The following is a 20,488-nucleotide window of genomic DNA, read 5'->3' on the forward strand; positions in this document are numbered from 1 at the left end:
GGTGGTCAGATTTTTTATTATCTGGAGCGTGTTTAGTTTTAAAAACAGCACGGGATGGCTGTATAACGCGAAACGTGATTTTTCTCAGGGAAGGCTGCTTCTGCTGCGAAAAATGGTGCGTTATCTGCCACTGCCTGCGTTGCTGACCGTGGCGAAAGGACTTTGCGCGCTACGGTTGCTGGGGCGTCCATTCCGTTTACGCAATGCCGTGGCAAACGAAAACGCCCGTTGCCTGATCGGGCAAACCGGTCGGGTGGACGCGGCCTGGGTTGCCGTGCGTCGCCGCCTGCTGGAAGAAGCCGCGACCTGGGGACAAAACCCAGAGCTGTTACGGCAGATTCGCGCCTGCGCGTCTGAACTCGACGCGGTTGTCGCACCACTGCATCAGCAGAACATACCTTACATGCTGGCACCGTTACATACGGTGTCGGACGTACTGGCGGCGATGGTCGGTGCCTGCGTCACGCCAGGCAAAGCCAGCGTGGTGGTCTCTTCCAGCGCTGAACTTTATAACGCGCAGACTCGCGTGCTTGGCGGTATCGACCTTTCCTACTGCTCCATTCATCAGCAGAACAAAACGCTGGCCGGCAGCCTGATGGGACTCATCACCGATGTCGCCGCCGGGCAGCAAAACATGATTATTTTTCCCGATATTTCGCCGGACTACACCTTACAGGCCGAAGGGGCGCTGGCAGCGAAATTACCGTGTCGTTTATTCGGTCGCAGCGCGAAGTTACACAATGGCGTGGTTCGCCTCTCCGGGGTGATTGCGGCGCAGGTGGTGTTTTATCACCTCAGTTACGACAACGGTCTGCGCATCCACATTCATCCACCGGTGAGCAGCCAGAACGTCGCCCACGCGCTGCCCGGCATTATTGAATCCACTCTGCGTGAACATCCGCAGGAGTGGCTCCTTTGGCACAGCCATTCTCTCTTCTTTATTAATCATTGATGATAAAAATGACAACCACGATCCCGAATCTGATCTTTCAGGAAGAGACCAACGAATGCGGACTGGCGTGCGTGGCGATGCTGGCGCAGACGCAGGGGCAGCCCGTTTCGCTGGCAACATTGCGCGAGCTGTTTCCGGCGTCCGATCACGGTACCTCGCTGGATACGCTGATGAGCATCCTGGCGCGACTGGGCATTGCCACGACGCCGGTGCTGTTTGAGCACGATGAGCTGAGCAGTCTGCCGCTGCCGGCTATTTTGCATTACGGCGCGAGCCACTATGTCCTGCTGGCCTGGCGCAAAGGCAACCACGTCTGCGTGATGAATCCGGCGATTGGCGAGCAGTGGCTGCCGTTTGCCGCGCTTAAGCAGGAGATCAGCGGCTATGCCCTGATTGTCGAAGCTGAACAAGCGTCAGTCGCCGACCCTGATTTACCGTTGCCGACAACAGCGCAGAGTGCGCCGCGGGCGATGAGTATGCAGGAGACCGCTGCGGTGCCGGGGATCTATCGGCTGATGCTGTTGACCTTTCTCGTCTCGCTAACGCTGTTTCTGATGCCGACGATGGTAAGCAGCGCCATCAACCAGGCCTTCTCCAGCGTGGAAAGCAGCCGCTTCCCCTACGGCTGGTTTATCCTGGCGTTTGTCGCCTCTTCACTGATGGCGCTCGGTGTGCGGGTCGTTAGCGAACGCTTTATCAAACGCTTTGTGCTGATCCACAGCGGCGTGGGATTTTCCCGCCTGCTCCGCAACCCGCTGCGCTTTTTCGAAAAAAGGGCGCCGGGGGAGATCTTCAGCCGCTTCACGGCCTGGCAGATTGGCCTGCTGCAAAAAATTGAACTGGATAACGGCCTGCGCTCCGACTGGGTGATCTGCGCGATCGCACTGGCTGTCATGTTCTGGATTGCGCCCGTGCTGGCGGCGATCTCCGCCGTCGGCGTCACGGTGATGGGGATCATCAGCGTCTGGGCGGTGATCCGCGACCGCTGGTTCACCCAGCAACTGCAGTTGAAAAGCGCCACCCTGAACGATTTTTTCATGGAGACCATTCAGGGCATTTTGACCGTCAAAACCGCCGGACTGGAAGGTCAGCGTCAGGGGCAGTTTGCCAACTTCAGCCGCGATCTGTTTTCGTGTCTGCAGCGCCAGAAGGTCTATCAGCAGGTGAAAGAGGGGTTGTATCAGCTCACCGGGAGTCTGGAGATGGTGGTGTTCATGCTGGTGGTCCTGCCGATGGTGCACAACAAACTGATCTCTCTGGGCGATTTTTTTGCCTACAGCTTCCTGCGGCAAATATTCACCTCCTACGTTACGCGGATTTTCTACGCCATCATTCAGAAATCTCAATTGAATGTGATAGACACCCGCGCCCATGCGCTGTTTGCGCCACGGGACGAGGAGGTCACCGCACCGCTGACGGCACAACCTCCCGCCGATACGGTGCCGGACCTGACGTTTGAGTCGCTGTGTTACGGCTACGATCCCGCAAGGCCGGTGCTGTCGTCGGTTTCGCTGTCGCTGCGCGCGGGCGAGCAGATTGCGATTGTCGGTGAATCCGGCGCGGGTAAGAGCACCTTACTGCGGCTGATTGCCGGACTGTTTTCTCCTCAGGCGGGAGGTTGTTATGCCGCTGACACGGCGCTCCCGGCGCAGCAACTGGCGCAGTTTGTCTGCCTGCAAAGTCAGGAGGATATTTTGTTTAATGCCTCGGTTCGCGAAAACATCACCCTGTTCGATGCGCACTACCGTGAACGTGACCGTGGGCGGATTGAGGCGCTGCTGGAATCCCTCGCGCTGGGTGAGGTGGTGCGTGGATTACCGGGCGGTATCGACGCCCTGATCCGTGAAAGCCATGCGGCGCTTTCGCTCGGTCAACGTCAGCGGTTATTGCTGGCGCGCGCACTGTACAGCTCGCGTCCGATTTTGTTGCTCGACGAACCGACCGCCAATCTTGATGACGACACGGCAGCCATTGTGATGGAGACGATTCACGCGCATTGCCAGAACGCCGGTAAGTCACTGATTGTGGTCACCCACAGCGACGCGATTCTGTCGCGGTTCCAGCGGGTTTATCAACTCACTGAAGGCAAACTCAGCCCGCTGGAGGTCAACGTATGACGCTGAAATCCCGTTGGTTGCCGATCGTCTGTGGCCTGGCGCTGGCCGTCGCGATCGGTGGGACGTGGGTGACGATGGCCTCGACCTCGCCGCAGGAGAATTTACCGCTGGAGACCATTGGCACTGGCGATATCGAAAAGGTGGTGCTGGTGACGGGGGTTCTGAAACCGGCGGTGCAGGTTAACGTCGGCGCGCAGGTCAACGGACAACTGCGCAAGCTGTACGTGCGCCAGGGCGAGAAGGTCCAGAAAGGGCAACTGCTGGCGGAAATTGACCCCACTTTGCAGGAGTCAGATCTGAACAACACGCGCGCACAGCTGGCCAGCGCCAAAGCGCAAAAGCTGTCGGCGCAGGCGACGCTGTTACGTTATCGCCAGGAGCTGAACCGCCAGAGCATGATGCTGCGCGATGGCTCCGGCGTACGTAGTGAATATGAACAGGCCAGAGCGCAATACGATGCGCAGGTGCAGCAAATTGACGTGAGCGACGCGCAGATTGTGCAGGCGGAGATGGCGGTGAAAACGGCGCAGGCCAACCTCAGCTATACCCGCATTGTGGCGCCTATCGATGGCGAAGTGCTGGGCATTGTCACCCGTGAAGGGCAAACCATCGTCTCCTCGCAAACGGCACCGACCATTCTGGTGCTGGCGGATCTCGATACCATGCAGGTGCAAACGCGCATCTCTGAAGCCGACGTGCAAAAAATCCGCCCCGGTCAGCCGCTGCGTTTCTACGTCATCGCCAACCCGGATAAACGCTACACCGGTACGATGGGCTTCGTGCAGCCAGCGCCGCAGGAAGCGCTGGAAGCGCCCGGCGAAGGCGGAATGGGCGGCAATCAACAGGCGATGGCGGTGTACTACACCGGCACCTTTGAAGTGCCTAACGCCGAGCGCGAGCTCAAAACGTCGATGACGGCGCAGGTCTTTATTCAGACCGCCGAAGCAAAAAACGTCTTGCGCGTGCCGGTCGCCGCGCTCGGGCAGGCGCTGGACACCGAGCGATACACCATCACCACCGTTGAAGACGGAAAAACGCGCACCAGCACGATCCGCATCGGGATCAACGATCGGCAGTACGCCGAGGTGCTGGAGGGATTGCAGGCTGGCGATCGCGTGGTGCTGGCGCAGGACACGGTGCGAGGGTAGCGGATGGAACCGATTATCGTCTTACGCCAGGTTTGCCGGACATTCAGCGCGGGGAGCGAAACGCTTGCGGTACTGAGCGATATTTCGCTGACCATCCACGGCGGTGAGATGGTGGCGATTGTGGGCGCCTCTGGTTCGGGGAAATCCACGCTGATGAACATCATCGGCTGTCTGGACAAGCCTTCTTCCGGTGAGGTGTTGATCAACGGTACGCCGGTGCATGACGCTGACAGTTTGCACCTGGCCGATCTGCGCAGCCGCTATCTGGGGTTTATTTTCCAGCGCTATCACCTGATGCCGTATCTGACGGCGGAAGAGAACATCGCCATTCCCGCGCTGTACACCGCGATGTCGGAAGCCGAGCGTAAAGCGCGCACCCAGCGGCTTGCGGGCCAGCTCGGCCTGGAAAACCGGCTCCAGCATCGTCCTGCCCAGCTTTCGGGCGGGCAGCAGCAGCGCGTGAGCATCTGTCGGGCGCTGATCAACGGTGCGCATATCATTCTGGCGGATGAACCTACCGGTGCGCTCGACAGCGTCAGCGGCAAAGCGTTGATGGACGTGCTGCACCAGCTACATGCGGTGGGGCACACGGTCATCATCGTCACCCACGATCGCGACGTCGCCCGACAGGCGCAGCGAATTATTGAAATCAGCGACGGGCGGATGATTAGCGATGTTCAGCATGCCGCCGCCCGCCAACCGAGTGCGCTGCCGGAGCAGGATAACGGGCGCGCCTCGTTGGGGCGCCGTCTTCGTGAGTCGGTCCGCATGGCCTGGCGTTCGCTGCTCGGACACCGGATGCGCGCGTTTCTGTCCATGCTGGGGATCATCATCGGCATTGCGTCGGTGGTGTCGTCGATGGCGGTAGGCGAAGGCGCACGGCAGGCGATCATGAGCGAGATTGGCAAGCTGGGAAGTACCACGCTGGAGATCCATCCCGGTACGGGGTGGGGCAGTAAGCGCCCGGACATGGAGCGCGCGCTGTCGATGGACGATGTGCGCAGTTTGCAGGCGCAGCCGTGGATCATGGGCGTCTCGCCGGTGGTCAGCAGCACAACGCTCGCGGTACGCAAGGGGCTCGACTCCTCCATGATGCTCTCCGGCGTTTCTCAGGACTTTTTTGCTCTGCAAGGGCTGCGTTTTGTGCAGGGAAATGGTTTTACCGCGCGCGACGTCGCGGAAGGCGAACCGGTGTTGATTCTTGATGAGACCGGGCGCGATACGCTGTTCCCCGGTGGTGAAAATCCGCTTGATGAGATAGTCCAGATTGGCGGCGCGCCGTGGCGGGTAATCGGCGTGGCGACGCGACCCGGTCCGAAAGTGGTGGGCGGATTTATGACTGCCTGGGTTCCGCATACGTCATTACAGCAGCGGCTCACCGGTGAAAAGCCATTGGAATCGTTGATTCTGCGTTTTCAACCGCCGCTGGAACCGCATGAGGCGGCGCAACGAGCGGAGCGTCATCTGCTGCGGGAACATGGCCGAAAAGATTTTTTTATCCAGACCGACGATCAGCTGGCAAACGCGCTGCAAAAAACCTCTGACTCCCTGTCGCTGTTGATCACCGCCATTGCGGCGATCTCCTTGCTGGTGGGCGGCGTCGGGGTGATGAACATCATGCTGGTATCAGTGACCGAACGGACCCATGAGATTGGCATCCGCTTATCGGTTGGCGCGCGTCCCTCGGACATCATGAACCAGTTTCTGATTGAGGCGGTGATGATCTGCGCCCTCGGCGGCCTGCTGGGGGTTTTGGGATCGTGGGTGGCGGGGCATCTTTTCGCCTTTGCGACCGATGCGTTCTCGATGGTGTTCACCGCGTTCCCGGTGCTGATGGCCTGTGGGTTTTCCGCCCTGATCGGTCTGACGTTTGGCTATTTTCCGGCGCGCAGAGCGGCTCGCCTCAATCCGACCGAGGCGCTGGCTCGCGAATGAAAAGACTCCTTTTGTTACCCGTATTCTTATTGCTGGCAGGTTGTAGCTCGCTGACCCGCAGCGACTACCAGCGGCCGCTGTTGTCATTGCCCACCCGGTGGCAACCTGCAACCGACACGGTGTCGGAATATGGCTGGCAGCGCTTTGGCGATCCCCGGCTGTCGCGGGTGATTGAACAGGTGCTGGAAAGCAATAACGATCTCGCTGCGGCGGCGATCACCGTGCAGCAGGCGCGCGTTGCTGCAGGGTTAACCGACACCAATATGACACCTGACGTGGCGGTTAGCGGGTCCGCCAGTAACAGCAAAAACGTGCGCCGTGGGACATCGTCGCAGGAAAGCTACAGCAGCGGCATCACCATCGCCTGGGAACTGGATCTGTGGGGAAAGCTGGCGCGAACCCGTGAACAAAGCGAATGGGAAGCGGTGGCGAGCGAGCAGGATTACCATGCGACGGTACTGACCACGATGGGCACTACCGCCCAGCTTTACTGGCGTATCGCGCTGTATAACCAACAGATTCGCAATCAGCGTGACGGTCTGGCTATCTCGCAGCAAACCGTGCAGCAGGTGCAGTCATGGTTTAACGCCGGGAAGGTTGGCCAGCTCGATGTGTTGCAGTCGCAGCAGTCCCTGCTGGAACGAGAGAATCAGTGGCGAACGCTGGTTCAGCAGCGCCAGAACACGCGCAATGCGCTGGCGCTGTTGCTCAACAGACCGGCGGAACAGCATGCCGATGAATCGCCCGCGCTGGATGCCAACCAGCAGGTGCCGATCGCGCAAAAAACACCGCTGCGGGTGATCGCGCAGCGGCCTGACATTCAGGCGGCAGAGTCGCGCCTGCGTGCGGCGCTTGCCGGTTACGACGCCTCGCGACTGCAGTTCTATCCCGCACTTTCTCTTGATGCCTCGCTGAATGCCGGCAGCCAGATCTTCAGTCAATGGTTCAGCGACCCGATCCGCTCGATTGGCGGCGCGCTGACGCTGCCGTTTATCCAGTGGAATACCCAACAGCTCACCGTGAAGCAGGCAGATCTCGCGGTGAAACAGGCGGCGATAACCTTTCGCTCGACGGCCTATGCGGCGCTCGCAGAAGTGGATGAGGCAATGGAGAACCGCCTGAGCGCCGATGAACAACGCGCGCGACTTCACCAGTCGCTGGTCCTCAGCCAGCGGCGTTTAACCCTGACGGAAAGCCGCTATCGCGCGGGCGCCGTGGATTTTCAGACGTTGTTGAACGCGCAGGACGATCTGTTGACGTTAGAGAACTCCCTCGCACAAACCCAATACGACTACCTCTACGCCACGTTGCAGCTCTGGCTGGCACAAGGGGGTGGCGAAACGCAATACAGGATGATGCAACATGAAGCTGAATAATGAATTTAAGCGGGTCGTCGTTACCGGGTATGGCGCCGTGACCCCACTTGGCGCAACGGCGGATGAAAGCTGGCAGGCGATGATGGATAACCGCCTGGGCTATCGCTACGTCGATAAAACGGCGCTGAATATCAAAACCCATTTTCTCGGGCTGGTGGATAACGAACCGAGCTTGGCAGGTATTCCTGCGGTTATTCGCCGTCGGCTGCCGCGCTTTGCCCGGCTGACCGTCGGCGCGGCGCGTCAGGCGATGACGATGGCTTTTGGCGTCAGGCCGCCGCAGGAGTACTACAGCACGCTCGACTGCGGCGTGATCATGGGGACCGGCTGGGCGGGGCTGGACGAAAGCTACGACGCGCAAAGTGAGTTTGCGACCACGGGCGTCGCCTCGCCGTTTAACTGTTTCTACTCGATGCCCAGCGTCACCACCGCGGCCTGCAGCCAGTACTGGGGACTCAATGGCTATCAGAACACCGTGATTGCCGCCTGCGCGACGGGGACGATCGCCATTGGCGACGCTTACGAGGTGATCCGCAGCGGCAGGGCGAAGATGATGCTGGCCGGTGCCGGAGAGTCTCTCACCAGCCACTGCGCGGTGTGGAACATTGACGTGCTGGGCGCACTGAGTAAGGAGGCGTCGGATCCGCAGCGCGCCAGCTGTCCGTTTAGCGCCCATCGTAGCGGCTTTGTATTGTCGGAAGGGGCGGCGGTGCTGTGCCTGGAAGAGCGCGAAGGGGCGCTGGCACGCGGCGCGACGATTCTCGGCGAGATTACGGGCTACGCCAATTTCTCTGACGCGTGGGATTTCACCTCGCCGGCGGAAGACTGTCTGGCCCGCGTACAAACCATTACCCACGCGTTGCAACAGGCGGCGCTGGAGCCGGATCAACTCGACTACATTAACGCCCACGGCACCTCGACGCCGCTGAACGATATCAATGAAACGCAGTCGCTGAAAATGGCGCTGGGGGACGCAGTGTGGTCTATTCCGGTTTCCAGTACGAAATCGTACTCCGGACACTTAATCTCCGCGGCGGGCACCTTCGAGAGCATCGTCTGTCTGCAGGCGATCGCCAACGGCATTATCCCCGCAACGGCCAATTTCCAGCAGGCGGATGAATGCTGCGATCTGGATTATGTGGTTGAAGGCCATCGGGCGGGCAATGTCCGTCGCACGCTGAATCTGAGCTTCGGCTTTGGTGGCGCGAATGCGGCGCTGGTTCTGGAGAAGCACGTATGATGCCCCTTCATTACGGTCAACGGGATGCCCGACGCTGGGCCGCGTTTTCGGGCGATTACAACCCGGTGCATTTTGACGAGGCGTGGGTGAAAGCGCAGGGGGGAAGCGGGCTCAGCGTGCATGGCATGCGCGCCTTGCTGGACGTAAAACGGTTTATCAGCCCGCCGGTTGATGATGCCCCGTTTCTGAAATGTACCGTGCGTTTGCGCCGACCGCTGTGGCGGGATACCGCCTATCGCCTGACGCGCGATGTGAATAAGCGTGTTGCGGCATCGGTGCGCGAGTTTTCTGCCGAAGAGGCCTGCCTTTCCTGCCAGCTTACACCGGAAAACCACCTGCCGTTGGCCGATGGAGAAAGCCGGCGGGTGCTGGATACAGCGGCGCTGGCCGCGCTGCATCAGACGTTCATGCCGTTGCTTCCCGATGCTCAGCAATGGCACTTTCTCGATGCTTTGCTGTTTCGTCATCTTCTTCAGGATACCGCGCTGTTACGCCAGCAGGCCATTGCCGCCATTTTGCCGACGTGTCGGACGCTGGATGCGCTGTTTTCTCACTTTCCTGTCGTGCAAACCCATCAGGAAGTCATTTTCGACAGCCATCTGCTGGCTCCCTGGCAAGCAGAGTCGCTACCGGAAAACCTTGAAATCGACACATTGCCCGCCCTGGTGGTTGGCGATCTTGCGAGTGGCGCGGTGGTGGTGCGAATCGCCGCGCGAACCTGTTATCAACATCACTACATTAGCAATGCCGTGACGCTTAAAGTCGGCGCGCTGACAAAAGGAAAATCGAATGAGCCAGCATGAAATGATCTACGACAAAATCAGTGAAATGATCTGCGACGCAAAAGACCTGACGCCGGAGGCGTTGACGCCAGAGACGACGCTGCCTGAACTGGAACTGGACAGCCTCGACTATGTTGAGCTGATGGTGCTGGCGAAGCGTGAATTTAACGTCACGCTTAACCCCGAAATGTTTATGAAAAATCCAACCATGACGCTTCGCGAACTCAGCCAGCGTATTGCGCAGGAAATGGCGGATTGATATGGCAAAGAAATGGATGCTCATCACTGGCGGCAGCCGGGGAATCGGCCAGGCGCTCGTGAGTCACCTGCTACCCGAATGGAACATTGTCTTTACTGGTCGTAACGAGGTCGGTATCGCCCACACGCTGGACATCGCGAAAAGCCAGAGTACATCGACCTGGGTAAAAGGATTTCGCTGTGACGGCAGCGACGAAGCCAGCGTTGCGCAGTTAGCCACGTCACTGCTTGACGTGCATGGCGCGCCCGCCGCCATCATCCATAACGCTGGCATGACTAATGATGCGCTGCACATCCACCAGAAAGCGCGCGACTGGCAGGAGGTGCTGGGAAATAATCTGGTCGCGGTGGTCAACTGGAATCGTATCCTGCTGCCCGCCATGATGACCCAGGGCAACGGTTCGATTGTGTTTATGTCGTCCGTGACGGCTATTAAAGGCAACAGTGGACAGACGGCTTATGCGGCCAGCAAGGCAGCGATGATTGGGCTGACGCATTCACTGGCGCGAGAAGTGGGGCGCTTTGGCATTCGGGTTAACTGTCTGGCACCGGGATTGATTGAAGGTGAAATGGTTCAGGCTATTCCGGAAGCCCGATTAAAAGCGATGCGGCAGAATATTCCTCTGCGCCGTCTCGGGCGTACGCAGGATGTTGCCCGCGCGGTCGCATTTCTGGCTGGAGAAGGGAGTAGCTACCTCACCGGTCAGACGCTGGTGCTGGACGGCGGTTTGTCCGCCTGAGAAGGGGATATCGCGAGAACGACGTCTCGCGGTTCAGGACAGGCTGAGTTGGTTTATTCTCTGAACCAGGGCGCGTCGCTCTTTGACGGACTCCTGAAAGATCTGCAATAACGCCCCACAATTTTGTCGCACAATGCCCGCCAGTTCGGGGGCGATTTCTGCGGTTTCTCCAACGCGCGCTTTAAATTCTGACGACAGCGTGACGCCCTGCAGCAATGACGCCAGCCAGATGCTGGCTTTCAGAATCTTCACCTCCGGAGGATGCGCGGCTTGTGCAATCACCGTCTTCTGGATCTGGCACCAGCGGGAAATATCCCGAATGGCTTCAATAGGATAGAGTTCATCCCAGACGGCATTTTCTTCCCCGGTATGTGCTGGCGCGGCGCACAGCGCCAGAGACGTCAGGTTGTGCAGCAGGCCACCTATTTCGATTTTCAGACACCGGACCGGGGGAATCCCCATTTCTCTGGCCAGAAAACCGGATATACGACCGACGACCAGAGAGTGCTGGACGCCGTTCTGGCTGAACCCATCAATAATAAACGCCAGCATGGTGGCGATATCGCGAAAGTTATGCAAAGAGATGGAGTCGTTATGGATGCGGGGGATGTCCTGGATGTAATCATCGAACTCTGTGGATTTAATTTTTAACCAGAAGTGCTCGCAGTTTGCTATTTTTCTGAATGCGTTGATAAATTCGGGGTTATACAGGATGTGTTCGCCGCCAACAATTATATTAATAATTTCATCTTTTACCGATATTATATCGCTGGAGCGGTAATGGGCGATTAAAACATCCAGACGATCCGCCAGATAAACAACATGGCTCTCTTTGGGCACTTTTTCACCGTTAACATGGTCACCCTTCCCATTATCCCAGTGGGTGTGGTGATAGCGAACAATGGGACTTAACGGGGTCAGTAAAGGGACACTGGCCAGTAATTCAGCGCCGACGGCCGCGTGATTATTGAGTTCATTGTCGTAATAGCTGAGGGGCTGAAGGCGTGACTCCTCGTTCAACCCTCCAATATCATGAAGCAGGGCCGCCAGCAGGGTTTTCCTGCACTGTGCCGGCGTGAACCGGGACTCACGGGCCAGGTGCCAGGCGATAAATGCCGTTCTGACATGATGCAGGTTAAGCCTGGGGTTAATCATGTCTATTATTTTTGAGATGCAAGCCAGTGATTCTATTAATTTTATATTCATATAATGAGCAATTTAACTTTCGCTGTGCTTCATGAAAGAAAACCACGCAAATTAATCTCGTTTGCAACCATATTGCGGGAATGCGTGGTTACCAAATAGTATGACATTTTTATTGAGTTTTTTTAGAAAAATTATTTTATCGTTCGGGCCTTTACCAAATAACAAACTATTAGCAATCTCATCATCAACATTGTCAGTATTATCATGTATAGTTTTGACACTCATTATCTTATACAGATTCGCATTGGCATTGTACGTTTCATATTTCATTTTAAGCGTTCGCGAGATTAAATACTTTTTTTCATTATGTGTGAGAAGGCCATCAATATTGACAAGAAGTTGCTCGTCCGTCATGTGAACAAAAATTAACCCTTCGGCCCGAATGTTGTCACCGTTGATACTCTGAATGACAGAAAACTGTGACTCGCAAGAGAAAACCGGAACCCGGGTTAAACAGTAAACGGTGCCGATCAATAAGAGACCGACACAGCTCAAAAGCAAGATGGCTTGTTTAGGCATTATTTTTTTCTCTGTAATAAAAACTCATGCAACTGTCTTTATCACATTTGATCAGGAGCAATTGTACAGTATCGCCCAGGGCACCTTTTACCTGCTGCTTGTAAATGTACAACTCCTTTTGCTGTGAGCAATCGAACGGTTGCGGGACAAAGTCAAAACTTTTTGTCACTTCTCGCAACGAGAGTGAAGAGGGCATAAAAATGACGCACTGGCCCTTAACCATTTTTTGTATATCGGTGTCGGCCCTGAATGACTCGGGATTTATTATGAGAAGGAGAAAGGCGATTGCCAGGGCGATAATGCGGGTAAACCGCTTCAAACCGTTTTTTTGCGGTTCAACGGGTTGCGGCTCAGGCTCCTTTTCTTCGAGAAATGGGGTTCGATACTCACGATCGTTATTGATAATGGCATCTTCCGCTATTTTGAAACCAATACGGGGAACCGTGACGATGATTTCTTTTTCGACACCCAGATCATTCAGGTTTCTACGCAATGTTGAGATATATTGATTTAGATTACTATTTGACGCTCTGGCACCGTATTTATCAAAAACGGCCTGAAAGATTTCATTTCTCGAAAGGATATCGCCGTGGTGATTGAGCAATTCTGCCAGCAGGCGCGTAGAGGTTTGGGATAATTCAACGCAATCCCCAGTCAACAGGTTTACGAGAGACGCATCCTCGGTGTCAAAAGTGATAAATCCCTCAATGTCGAACCTCATGTTCATCTCCACCCTAAACCTTGCTTTTTTCTAACACACAGCTTTTTTTTAATAAAACGGCGTGAATGTTAGATAAAAATTCTGAATTTACATTCATTTCAAGCTAATGTTGCTGGTTGACACAGGAGAACGCATACTGCTAACACCTTCAAAATCCAGGAGTCTGTAATGAAACTCTCGCTGTGTTCATATAACCCGGGTGCAGTACATCCAGGCTACAACGTACCTCATGACAATCTGCAGATGTTAGCGGCGGAAATGGGAATAAGTGACCTGGCGATGATCAGGGGTCCGGAACAAGTTTTTATTCTCAATCTATTAAAAGATCGCAGTACTCAAGGCCTGTCGACCAGGGAGCTTGCCGATCTGTGTGGCGTTTCAATTTATAAAGTCAGACACTTACTTCTTCCGCTGGAGAAATATGGTCAGGTTATAAGAGATAAAATGCAAAAACACCATCAGTGGTTTTTGTCAAAGGACTCTACAGATATTGATTGGCATTCTAACAAGCGGTATTTTCATTTGCAACAATGACCAGGAAGTCAATAAGATAACCCTGGGGATATGGAAAATACTGATTATTATCTCGCAAAATGTTAGGAAAAATCTCAATAAAATTTTAATATTCTCGCACTCACACTATTGCCTTTAGGGAACAGGTGGACCATATTTTACCGATAAGAACAAGAGTAATGCTTAACACTTTTTAACGGTGTATTACATTTTTGAACGGCTTGCTTATCAGATGCCCGTGAAACAGGGTGGCAACGGGCAACCATTTTCGCTAATTTTCTTTATATCCAGGCAAGGGTTCTTTCATCTGACTACGCCATGTGACTGCACTGGCATCCTGACTTCGTGCTGATGAGTTTATACGCCGCGGCGAGGTAAAATAAGATGACGACAATGCCCAAAGCAGCGATCCGCGAACAAAAATATATGTAGACAGACGGACCCGTGAAGGGCTATCGACCAAAGAGATCCTGAGATGTCTAAAGCGCTATATCGTCCGTGAGCGCTATCCACTGATTTTATCGGACCTCGCACATGCAAATCGTTAGCTCTTGACCTGGGAGCGTCAATGCGGTGGTCGAATCACTCTTCAGTTTGCTGAAAAAAGAACGCATCAGGAAGAGAATATACAAAACCCGGGATCTGGCCCAGGCGGATATCTTCGATGACATTGAAGTATTCTACAACCCGGGCCCGGCACCACAGTCACCCCGGCGGCGTCAGTCCGGAGGACTTCGAACAGGCCTCGTCGTGAGGACAAAATTTGTCCACTGTCGCGGGGGCAGTCCAGTACTATCGTTGCTTTACTGACATTTATTGTTCACATGGTGGTGGATATTCCATTCCATGGCGGGGTTTCTTAATTCAAAATAACATAATTTGATAACGCGATTTTTGAAAAATTATATATAGCTCGATGTAATATAACAGGATGGAACCATTTTATTTTACATCGAGTATTTTTTTTCAATTAAAATAATTGCACATGGCCTTGAACACAAAATGTAGTCATAGACTAAAAAACCTTCAAGAATAACGCTTACCGCTCATGGGCTCCGCTCTTTAAGCCACCTTAAATGACGCAGAGGTGTCTGTTAAAATCGTACGATTCAGTATCCCATTTTTGACAGGGTTCAACTATGTCGGCTTGGTTAATTACAAACAGCGCCTGCGGTTGATAAGTCTGCATCACACCACGCCAGAACTGCTCGTGGTACCGTTGTTGCCCATGATGCCAGTCACCGGTTCGTAGTGCGTTAGTTTCTGAATACGTTCTAGAATAAGCTGGTGAAGTATGTGAGGAAGTGATGCCAGCGGTTGTTCAACGGACTGGAGGCTGTCAGGTTTTTTCATGCGGGGTTCTCAGCGTGAAAAACAATAGTCCCCACGTCCCTGTCAGGGAGGCGGGGGATTCACAGAGATAAGATCTTTCTGGAATGATCAATAGCTTCCAGTCCTGGGGGCGATGACTTCGTTGACGGGGGTTAATACTCGAGCGCAGTCGACAGGATGCTGTGCAGCAAAACGTTAGCACCTTTTTCTGCCCATTCCGGCTGAATGTTTTCTGCTTCGTTATGACTGATGCCTTTTTCGCAAGGGATAAAAATCATGCTGGCGGGTGCGATTTTGCTTATATAACAGGTATCGTGACCGGCACCAGATACCATTCTTTTGCTGCTATATCCCAGTGCCTGGGCTGCATTTGCACTGCGCTGTAGGCTGGTCTCGTCAAATGCGATGGGGGCGTAATCGAAGATACGTTCCACATCGAGTTGAATGCCGCGCTGATTCAGATCTACCGCGGCCTTGCGAAGCGCCGCTTCCATTGCCTGGAGGGCGACAGTTTGTGGATGACGAAACTCCACGCTGCAATGTACTTCCCCTGGTACTACGTTACGCGATCCTGGTGAAATCTGCGCCATGCCAATTGTCGCTCTGCCGTCTGGTTCGTGTTGATTACCAATGTCTTCCACCGCCAGCGCCAGACGGGCGAAGGCGGTCAACGCATCGCGGCGGCTGGCCATTGGTGTGGTGCCTGCATGGGCGGCAAATCCGCGGATTACAACGTTGAACCAGCGCTGGCCCATAGCGGCATGCACCAGGCCGATATCAATACCTTCCTCTTCGAGGATCGGGCCTTGCTCGATATGTAACTCGTAACAGGTGTAGACAGGGAAGGCGATGGCAGGCTGGTCGCCACGGTAACCGATGGCCTCAAGCGCCTCGCCAACGCTGATGCCGTCCTGATCTTCACGCGCCCACGCGTATTGTTGTGAGAACTGCCCGCTCCAGACGCCGGAGGCCAGCATTGCTGGCGCAAAGCGCGCGCCTTCTTCATTGGTCCAGTTGACCAGTACAATATCGCGTTCGGTCTCAATGTTCTGATCGTTTAAAGTACGCAGCACTTCCAGCCCGGCCAGCACGCCGTAAATTCCATCATATCGCCCACCCAGCGGCTGAGAATCAACGTGTGAACCGGTCATAACCGGCGCAAGCTGTGGTTTTCTACCGGCGCGGCGAATAAACATGTTGCCCATGCTATCGATTTTGCAGCGAAATCCGGCTTCCTGCGCCCAGTCGCGCAGTAAATCACGGGCGAGGCGATCCTCATTGCTTAACGCCAGTCGGGTGACGCCACCGGCTGGCGTGCTGCCGATTTGCGCCATTGTCTCAAGCGTCGACCATAAACGTTCTGCATTCACGCGGATCATACGTCTTCCTTTTGAGTGCGATAGCGAAAGTCACAGCACGCGCCACCCTGCATGATGGTGGTCGTACGGGTCAGCTCCACGTCGGGCGCGTAGCCGACGATAAATTTCTCATCGCGGGCGCAGGAGAGCAGGTGGCCAATCTCGCCGAGGCCCATCTCGTGGTACATCTCGGCGTAACGGCAGCGGGTGACGTTATAGTTGTACTGCTTGTCGTCGGCGTCGATCACTTTGACATCCAGCGCGTTATCCTTCTCCCACAGGTATTGCAGGGCGATAAAACTCTTCACGTCTGTGCCATTCGGCTCCTTGCGCGCAAATTCTTTGCCGGCATCGATCGCCGCCTGCTCAATGGCTTCGCCAATGACCGCCTGGGCGCGGGCTTTCCCTATCTCGCGCACCAGGATTTCATAGATTGGTTTAATAATCTCTGCTTCTATTTTACGGCGGGCGAGAATGCCCAGCTCGTTATTATCACTCATCACATTGCCTCACTGCGTTACTTCGTTTTGGCGCCGCCCAGTACCGTTTGCGGCTGCCATTTGCCATCCACGACTTTGTAGACGGTGAAAGACGGCGATTTCAGGTTGCCTTCATTATCAAAAGCGATCTGCCCGGTAACGCCGGAATAGCTTATTGCGCGCAGAACGGGCAGATACTCAGACGGATCGACAGAGTCGGCTTTTTCCATCGCGGCAACCAGAACGCGGGTGGCGTCATAGGCGAATGGGGCGTGGAGTTCAATATGGGTGTGGTAGCGAGACTGATACTCTTGCTCGAACGCCTTACCGCCCGGCATCTGCTCAACCGGCAGGCCCGGCTCCAGCGCCACGACGCCTTCACCTTCTTTCTGGGCCAGTTGCAGGAAGGTCTGGCTGACGAAGCCGCCTGCGCCCATCAGCGTGGCGTTCATACCCAGCTGTTTGATCCGACGCGCCAGCGGCGCGGCCTGGCTATCCACGCCGCCGAAGAAGATCAGGTCAGCGTTTTTGCTACGAATGGCGGTCAGCACAGCGCTGAAGTCCACGGTTTTGTCGTCAACGTACTGGCGGTCAACAATCTTCACGCCCTGCGCTTCAAGTGATTTTATAAACTCGTCAGCCAGCCCCTGACCGAATGCGGTACGGTCGTCGATCACGGCAATACGTTTTGCCTTCAGGGTATTCACCGCGTACTGACCGGCAAACTGGCCGCCGTCATCGTCATGCCCCATCACCCGGAAGCTGGTATCAAAGCCCTGTCTGGTGTAGGCATGACCAGTCGCAACAGGTGCGACCTGGGCGATACCCGCATCGTGATAGACGCGGGCCGCCGGAATACTGGTGCCGGTATTCCAGTGGCCTACAACGCCTGCCACACCGCTGTCCACCAGACGTTGCGCTACGGCAACAGCAGTACGCGGGTCAGACTGATCGTCCTCGGACTGCAGTTTGAAGGTTACGGCTTTACCTCTGATGGTCGGGTGCTGCTTGTTGATATCGTCAATCGCCAGTTGGGCACCGTTCTCCAGATCTTTACCAATACGGGCAGACGGGCCGGTAAGCGGGCCTGCAAGACCGATTATCACGGTTTCGCTTTCCGCTGACCATGCACCTGTTGAGGCAAAACTACTGAGTAGAATAGCGGCGCTGAGCGCACTGATTTTTACTGTTTTCATTGTTTTTCCCTGCTGTTGGTGAGTGTGTTAAACAGGCATTTCGCCCAAATAAATCTGTGCAATTTGATCGTCATTAAGCATTGCTTTCGACTCGCCGTGATGCACAATGCTGCCGCTGTCCATCACCCAGGCGCTGTCGGTTACTTCCAGCGCCAGTCGGGCGTTTTGTTCAATGAGCAGCAGGGCGACGCCGCGTGCGCGCAGCCCGGCGATCACGGTAAAAATGTTTTCCACCATCCTGGGGGCTAGCCCCATAGACGGCTCGTCGAGGATCAGTAAACGCGGGCGGCTCAGCAGGGCGCGGTTGAGCGCCAACAGCTGCTGTTCGCCGCCAGAGAGCAGTCCTGCAAGCTGGTGCTGGCGTTCGCCAAGACGCGGGAAACGCTCAAAAATCTCTGCCATTTCGCGCTTAACGCTGGCGGTGTCACGCCTTAACCATGCCCCCATCTGCAAATTTTCAAGCACCGTCATGCGGGTAAAGATGCCGCGACCTTCCGGCACCATCACCAGCCCGTTGCGCAGCAGCGTCTCCGGTTTCTGTTTGCGTACGGCTTTACCATTGAATTCAATGTTGCCGTTAAAACTTTCCAGCCCGCTGATGGCGCGCACGGTGGAACTTTTACCCGCGCCGTTGGCGCCAATCAGCGTGGCTTGTTCACCCTCATGCAGGGTAAAGGAGATATCACGAACGGCCTGAATACCGCCGTAATGTACATCCAGGCGTTCCACCTTCAGTAACTCAGACATGCTTATTGCCTCCAAGCCAGGCAGCGATAACTGCCGGATCGCGACGCACGCTATCCGGCGTGCCGCAGGCCAGCGTTTTGCCGTAATCGAGTACCGTCAGGCGGTCGCAGATGTTCATCACCAGCTTGACGTCGTGCTCGATCATCAGCAGGGTTTTGCCATCTTCACGAATACGGATTAACAGCTCACCAAGCGCGACCTTCTCGGCGGCATTCATCCCCGCAGCAGGTTCGTCAAGCGCCAGAAGCAGCGGATCTGTAGCCAGCGCGCGGGCGATCTCAAGACGACGCTGGTGGCCGTAGGCCAGATCGCAGGCGCGGTAATGGGCAAACTTTGCAATGCCGGTGTACTCCAGCCAGCGCCAGGCCTGTTCGCGGGTTTGCGCTTCTTCCTCACGGGCGCGCTTATGACGGCTCAGTGCAGCCCATAGCCCATTACGGGTACGAACGTGGCGACCGACCATCACGTTTTCCAGCACCGACATCTCGTTGAACAGACGCACGTTTTGAAAAGTGCGTGCAATCCCGGCGGCGGTGACTTTCTCTATCTGTTTTGGGTAATAGGGGTGGTCTGCAATAAAAAACGCCCCCCTGTCTGCCGGGTAAAGTCCGGTTATCAGGTTAAAACAGGTGGTTTTTCCGGCTCCGTTGGGGCCGATCAGACCGTAGATCTCGCCTTTATTAATGGAAAGCGAAACATCGTCCACGGCGGTCAGGCCGCCAAAGCGTTTGGACATATTGCTCACGGTTAACAGGCTCATGCTTTCACCTCTTTGTGGCGAACCGGCCAGATACCGGATGGGCGAACCAGCATTACCAGCACCAGTGCAAGGCCGTAGAAGAGCTGACGCAAAATTTCTGGGTCAATCAGTACCGTGCCGAACAACATCTGTTGAACAGGGGCCGCCTGGCTACGGAGCAGTTCCGGCAGGGCGGTCAGGAGCACCGCACCGAGGATCACGCCGGGGATATGGCCCATACCGCCCAGCACCACCATCGCCAGCACGGCAATGGACTCTTGCAGGGTGAAGGATTCCGGGGAGACAAATCCCTGAAACGCGCCAAACAGCGCGCCAGCGACGCCGCCAAACGAGGCGCCCATAGCAAAAGCCAGCAGCTTATAGTTGCGCACGTTAATGCCCATCGCACGGGCCACGTCTTCGTCTTCACGAATCGCGTGCCAGGCGCGACCGATACGTGAATGTTGCAGGCGCAGGCAGACAAAAATGATCGCCACAATGACCAACATCAGCAGGTAGTACCACAGCCACAGTGCGGGCACTTTAAAGCCTATCCAGTGATAAACACCGCTGAATTTCAGGCCAAACAGGTTAAGCGTATCCACGCCGGTAATGCCTTTGGCGCCGTTGGTGATATTCACCGGGCGATCGAGGTTGCGCATCAGAATGCGGATAATCTCGCCAAAGCCCAGCGTAACAATTGCCAGATAATCCCCGCGCAGCTTCAGCGTTGGTGCGCCAAGCAAAATGCCGCATACGGCAGCGACCAGTGCCGCAGCCGGAACGATCAGCAGATACGAGGTATGTAGCCCGTCCGGGAACCAGACGGCGAGGATGGGGAACACCTCAGCCAGATGGGGAGAGGCCAGCAGAGCGGCCAGATAAGCCCCAACGGCATAAAAGGCAATAAACCCCATATCCAGCAGGCCGGTATAGCCCACGACGATATTGAGCCCCAGCGCCAGCATGATGTAGAGCAGGGCGAAATCGATCACGCGGACCCAGTAGTTACCGCCAAACTGGCTGGCAACGACAGGAGCAATCAGCAATGCGATGCAAAACAAGGTCATGCCTGACCAGAATTTGCGCGTCGTGGCCGGAGCTTGCAGTTGTACGGTTGTCATTGATTT

19 protein-coding genes and 2 pseudogenes are annotated in these 20,488 nt (G+C 55.6%); 12 read left to right on the forward strand and 9 right to left on the reverse strand.

Going from position 1 to position 20,488, the window contains the following annotated elements; all coding sequences use genetic code 11:
• Position 1: 1 nt before the first annotated feature.
• Genes ACERJC_RS20735 through ACERJC_RS20775 form a run of 9 tightly spaced genes read left to right on the forward strand, consistent with a single transcriptional unit; the run spans position 2 to position 10,548 of the window.
• Positions 2-952: an ABC transporter gene (locus ACERJC_RS20735; RefSeq protein WP_373672395.1), complete on the forward strand. Its 951-nt coding sequence runs from the start codon at positions 2-4 to the stop codon at positions 950-952.
• An 8-nt stretch (positions 953-960) separates the two neighbouring features.
• On the forward strand, positions 961-3,069 hold the full coding sequence (locus ACERJC_RS20740) for a peptidase domain-containing ABC transporter (protein WP_373672396.1): 2,109 nt from the start codon (positions 961-963) through the stop codon (positions 3,067-3,069).
• Complete coding sequence (locus ACERJC_RS20745; protein ID WP_373672397.1) at positions 3,066-4,217, forward strand: efflux RND transporter periplasmic adaptor subunit; 1,152 nt, start codon at positions 3,066-3,068, stop codon at positions 4,215-4,217. The genes ACERJC_RS20740 and ACERJC_RS20745 overlap by 4 nt, the downstream gene beginning before the upstream one ends.
• Positions 4,218-4,220: 3 nt before the next feature.
• Positions 4,221-6,152, forward strand: coding sequence for an ABC transporter permease (locus ACERJC_RS20750; protein WP_373672398.1), 1,932 nt, complete (start codon positions 4,221-4,223; stop codon positions 6,150-6,152).
• Positions 6,149-7,528, forward strand: a complete 1,380-nt coding sequence (locus tag ACERJC_RS20755) for a TolC family protein (RefSeq protein WP_286631431.1) — start codon at positions 6,149-6,151, stop codon at positions 7,526-7,528. The genes ACERJC_RS20750 and ACERJC_RS20755 overlap by 4 nt, the downstream gene beginning before the upstream one ends.
• Positions 7,515-8,768, forward strand: a complete 1,254-nt coding sequence (locus ACERJC_RS20760; protein ID WP_152401592.1) for a beta-ketoacyl-[acyl-carrier-protein] synthase family protein — start codon at positions 7,515-7,517, stop codon at positions 8,766-8,768. Before ACERJC_RS20755 ends, ACERJC_RS20760 begins: the two co-directional genes overlap by 14 nt.
• A complete protein-coding gene (locus tag ACERJC_RS20765; RefSeq protein ID WP_373672399.1) occupies positions 8,765-9,571 on the forward strand; it encodes a protein dehydratase in 807 nt (268 codons plus the stop codon). The genes ACERJC_RS20760 and ACERJC_RS20765 overlap by 4 nt, the downstream gene beginning before the upstream one ends.
• On the forward strand, positions 9,558-9,809 hold the full coding sequence (locus ACERJC_RS20770) for an acyl carrier protein (protein ID WP_152401597.1): 252 nt from the start codon (positions 9,558-9,560) through the stop codon (positions 9,807-9,809). The genes ACERJC_RS20765 and ACERJC_RS20770 overlap by 14 nt, the downstream gene beginning before the upstream one ends.
• Before the next feature lies 1 nt (position 9,810).
• Positions 9,811-10,548, forward strand: a complete 738-nt coding sequence (locus ACERJC_RS20775) for an SDR family oxidoreductase (protein ID WP_178823923.1) — start codon at positions 9,811-9,813, stop codon at positions 10,546-10,548.
• Positions 10,549-10,581: 33 nt separating this feature from the next.
• Here ACERJC_RS20775 and ACERJC_RS20780 read toward each other — a convergent pair whose 3' ends face one another.
• From ACERJC_RS20780 to ACERJC_RS20790, 3 genes are read right to left on the reverse strand one after another with little or no spacing between them, the layout of a single operon-like run.
• Positions 10,582-11,754, reverse strand: a complete 1,173-nt coding sequence (locus tag ACERJC_RS20780) for an HD domain-containing protein (protein ID WP_178823925.1) — start codon at positions 11,752-11,754, stop codon at positions 10,582-10,584.
• A gap of 51 nt (positions 11,755-11,805) precedes the next feature.
• Positions 11,806-12,273: a FidL-like protein gene (locus ACERJC_RS20785; RefSeq protein ID WP_152401601.1), complete on the reverse strand. Its 468-nt coding sequence runs from the start codon at positions 12,271-12,273 to the stop codon at positions 11,806-11,808.
• The gene (locus ACERJC_RS20790; RefSeq protein ID WP_178823927.1) at positions 12,266-12,994 is read right to left on the reverse strand and encodes a winged helix-turn-helix domain-containing protein; all 729 of its coding nucleotides are present in this window, start codon (positions 12,992-12,994) and stop codon (positions 12,266-12,268) included. The genes ACERJC_RS20785 and ACERJC_RS20790 overlap by 8 nt, the downstream gene beginning before the upstream one ends.
• A 168-nt stretch (positions 12,995-13,162) precedes the next feature.
• Between ACERJC_RS20790 and ACERJC_RS20795 the strand changes: the two genes are divergently transcribed.
• The 3 genes and pseudogenes from ACERJC_RS20795 to ACERJC_RS20805 form a co-directional block, all read left to right on the forward strand.
• Positions 13,163-13,528: a FaeA/PapI family transcriptional regulator gene (locus ACERJC_RS20795; protein ID WP_373672400.1), complete on the forward strand. Its 366-nt coding sequence runs from the start codon at positions 13,163-13,165 to the stop codon at positions 13,526-13,528.
• A gap of 383 nt (positions 13,529-13,911) precedes the next feature.
• Positions 13,912-14,055: pseudogene (locus ACERJC_RS20800) on the forward strand (IS110 family RNA-guided transposase); the annotation flags it as partial.
• A gap of 19 nt (positions 14,056-14,074) precedes the next feature.
• Positions 14,075-14,261: pseudogene (locus ACERJC_RS20805) on the forward strand (IS3 family transposase); the annotation flags it as partial.
• A 730-nt stretch (positions 14,262-14,991) separates the two neighbouring features.
• On the opposite strand, the gene ACERJC_RS20810 reads toward ACERJC_RS20805, so the two are convergent.
• The 6 genes from ACERJC_RS20810 to ACERJC_RS20835 are packed head-to-tail and all read right to left on the reverse strand — an operon-like array spanning position 14,992 to position 20,482.
• Positions 14,992-16,218: a Zn-dependent hydrolase gene (locus ACERJC_RS20810; RefSeq protein ID WP_373672401.1), complete on the reverse strand. Its 1,227-nt coding sequence runs from the start codon at positions 16,216-16,218 to the stop codon at positions 14,992-14,994.
• Positions 16,215-16,697, reverse strand: a complete 483-nt coding sequence (locus tag ACERJC_RS20815) for an L-2-amino-thiazoline-4-carboxylic acid hydrolase (protein WP_286631438.1) — start codon at positions 16,695-16,697, stop codon at positions 16,215-16,217. The genes ACERJC_RS20810 and ACERJC_RS20815 overlap by 4 nt, the downstream gene beginning before the upstream one ends.
• Positions 16,698-16,714: 17 nt before the next feature.
• A complete protein-coding gene (locus ACERJC_RS20820) occupies positions 16,715-17,872 on the reverse strand; it encodes a branched-chain amino acid ABC transporter substrate-binding protein (RefSeq protein ID WP_373672402.1) in 1,158 nt (385 codons plus the stop codon).
• A gap of 27 nt (positions 17,873-17,899) precedes the next feature.
• Positions 17,900-18,619, reverse strand: a complete 720-nt coding sequence (locus ACERJC_RS20825) for an ABC transporter ATP-binding protein (RefSeq protein ID WP_373672403.1) — start codon at positions 18,617-18,619, stop codon at positions 17,900-17,902.
• Entirely contained in the window at positions 18,612-19,379 is a 768-nt protein-coding gene (locus ACERJC_RS20830; protein ID WP_373672404.1) for an ABC transporter ATP-binding protein, read from the reverse strand. The genes ACERJC_RS20825 and ACERJC_RS20830 overlap by 8 nt, the downstream gene beginning before the upstream one ends.
• Positions 19,376-20,482 (reverse strand): branched-chain amino acid ABC transporter permease, encoded by a 1,107-nt coding sequence (locus ACERJC_RS20835; protein ID WP_373672405.1) that lies wholly within the window; start codon positions 20,480-20,482, stop codon positions 19,376-19,378. The genes ACERJC_RS20830 and ACERJC_RS20835 overlap by 4 nt, the downstream gene beginning before the upstream one ends.
• Between the last annotated feature and the right edge of the window lie 6 nt (positions 20,483-20,488).

This window comes from Citrobacter telavivensis (assembly GCF_041807075.1).
Lineage (GTDB): Bacteria > Pseudomonadota > Gammaproteobacteria > Enterobacterales > Enterobacteriaceae > Citrobacter_A > Citrobacter_A telavivensis.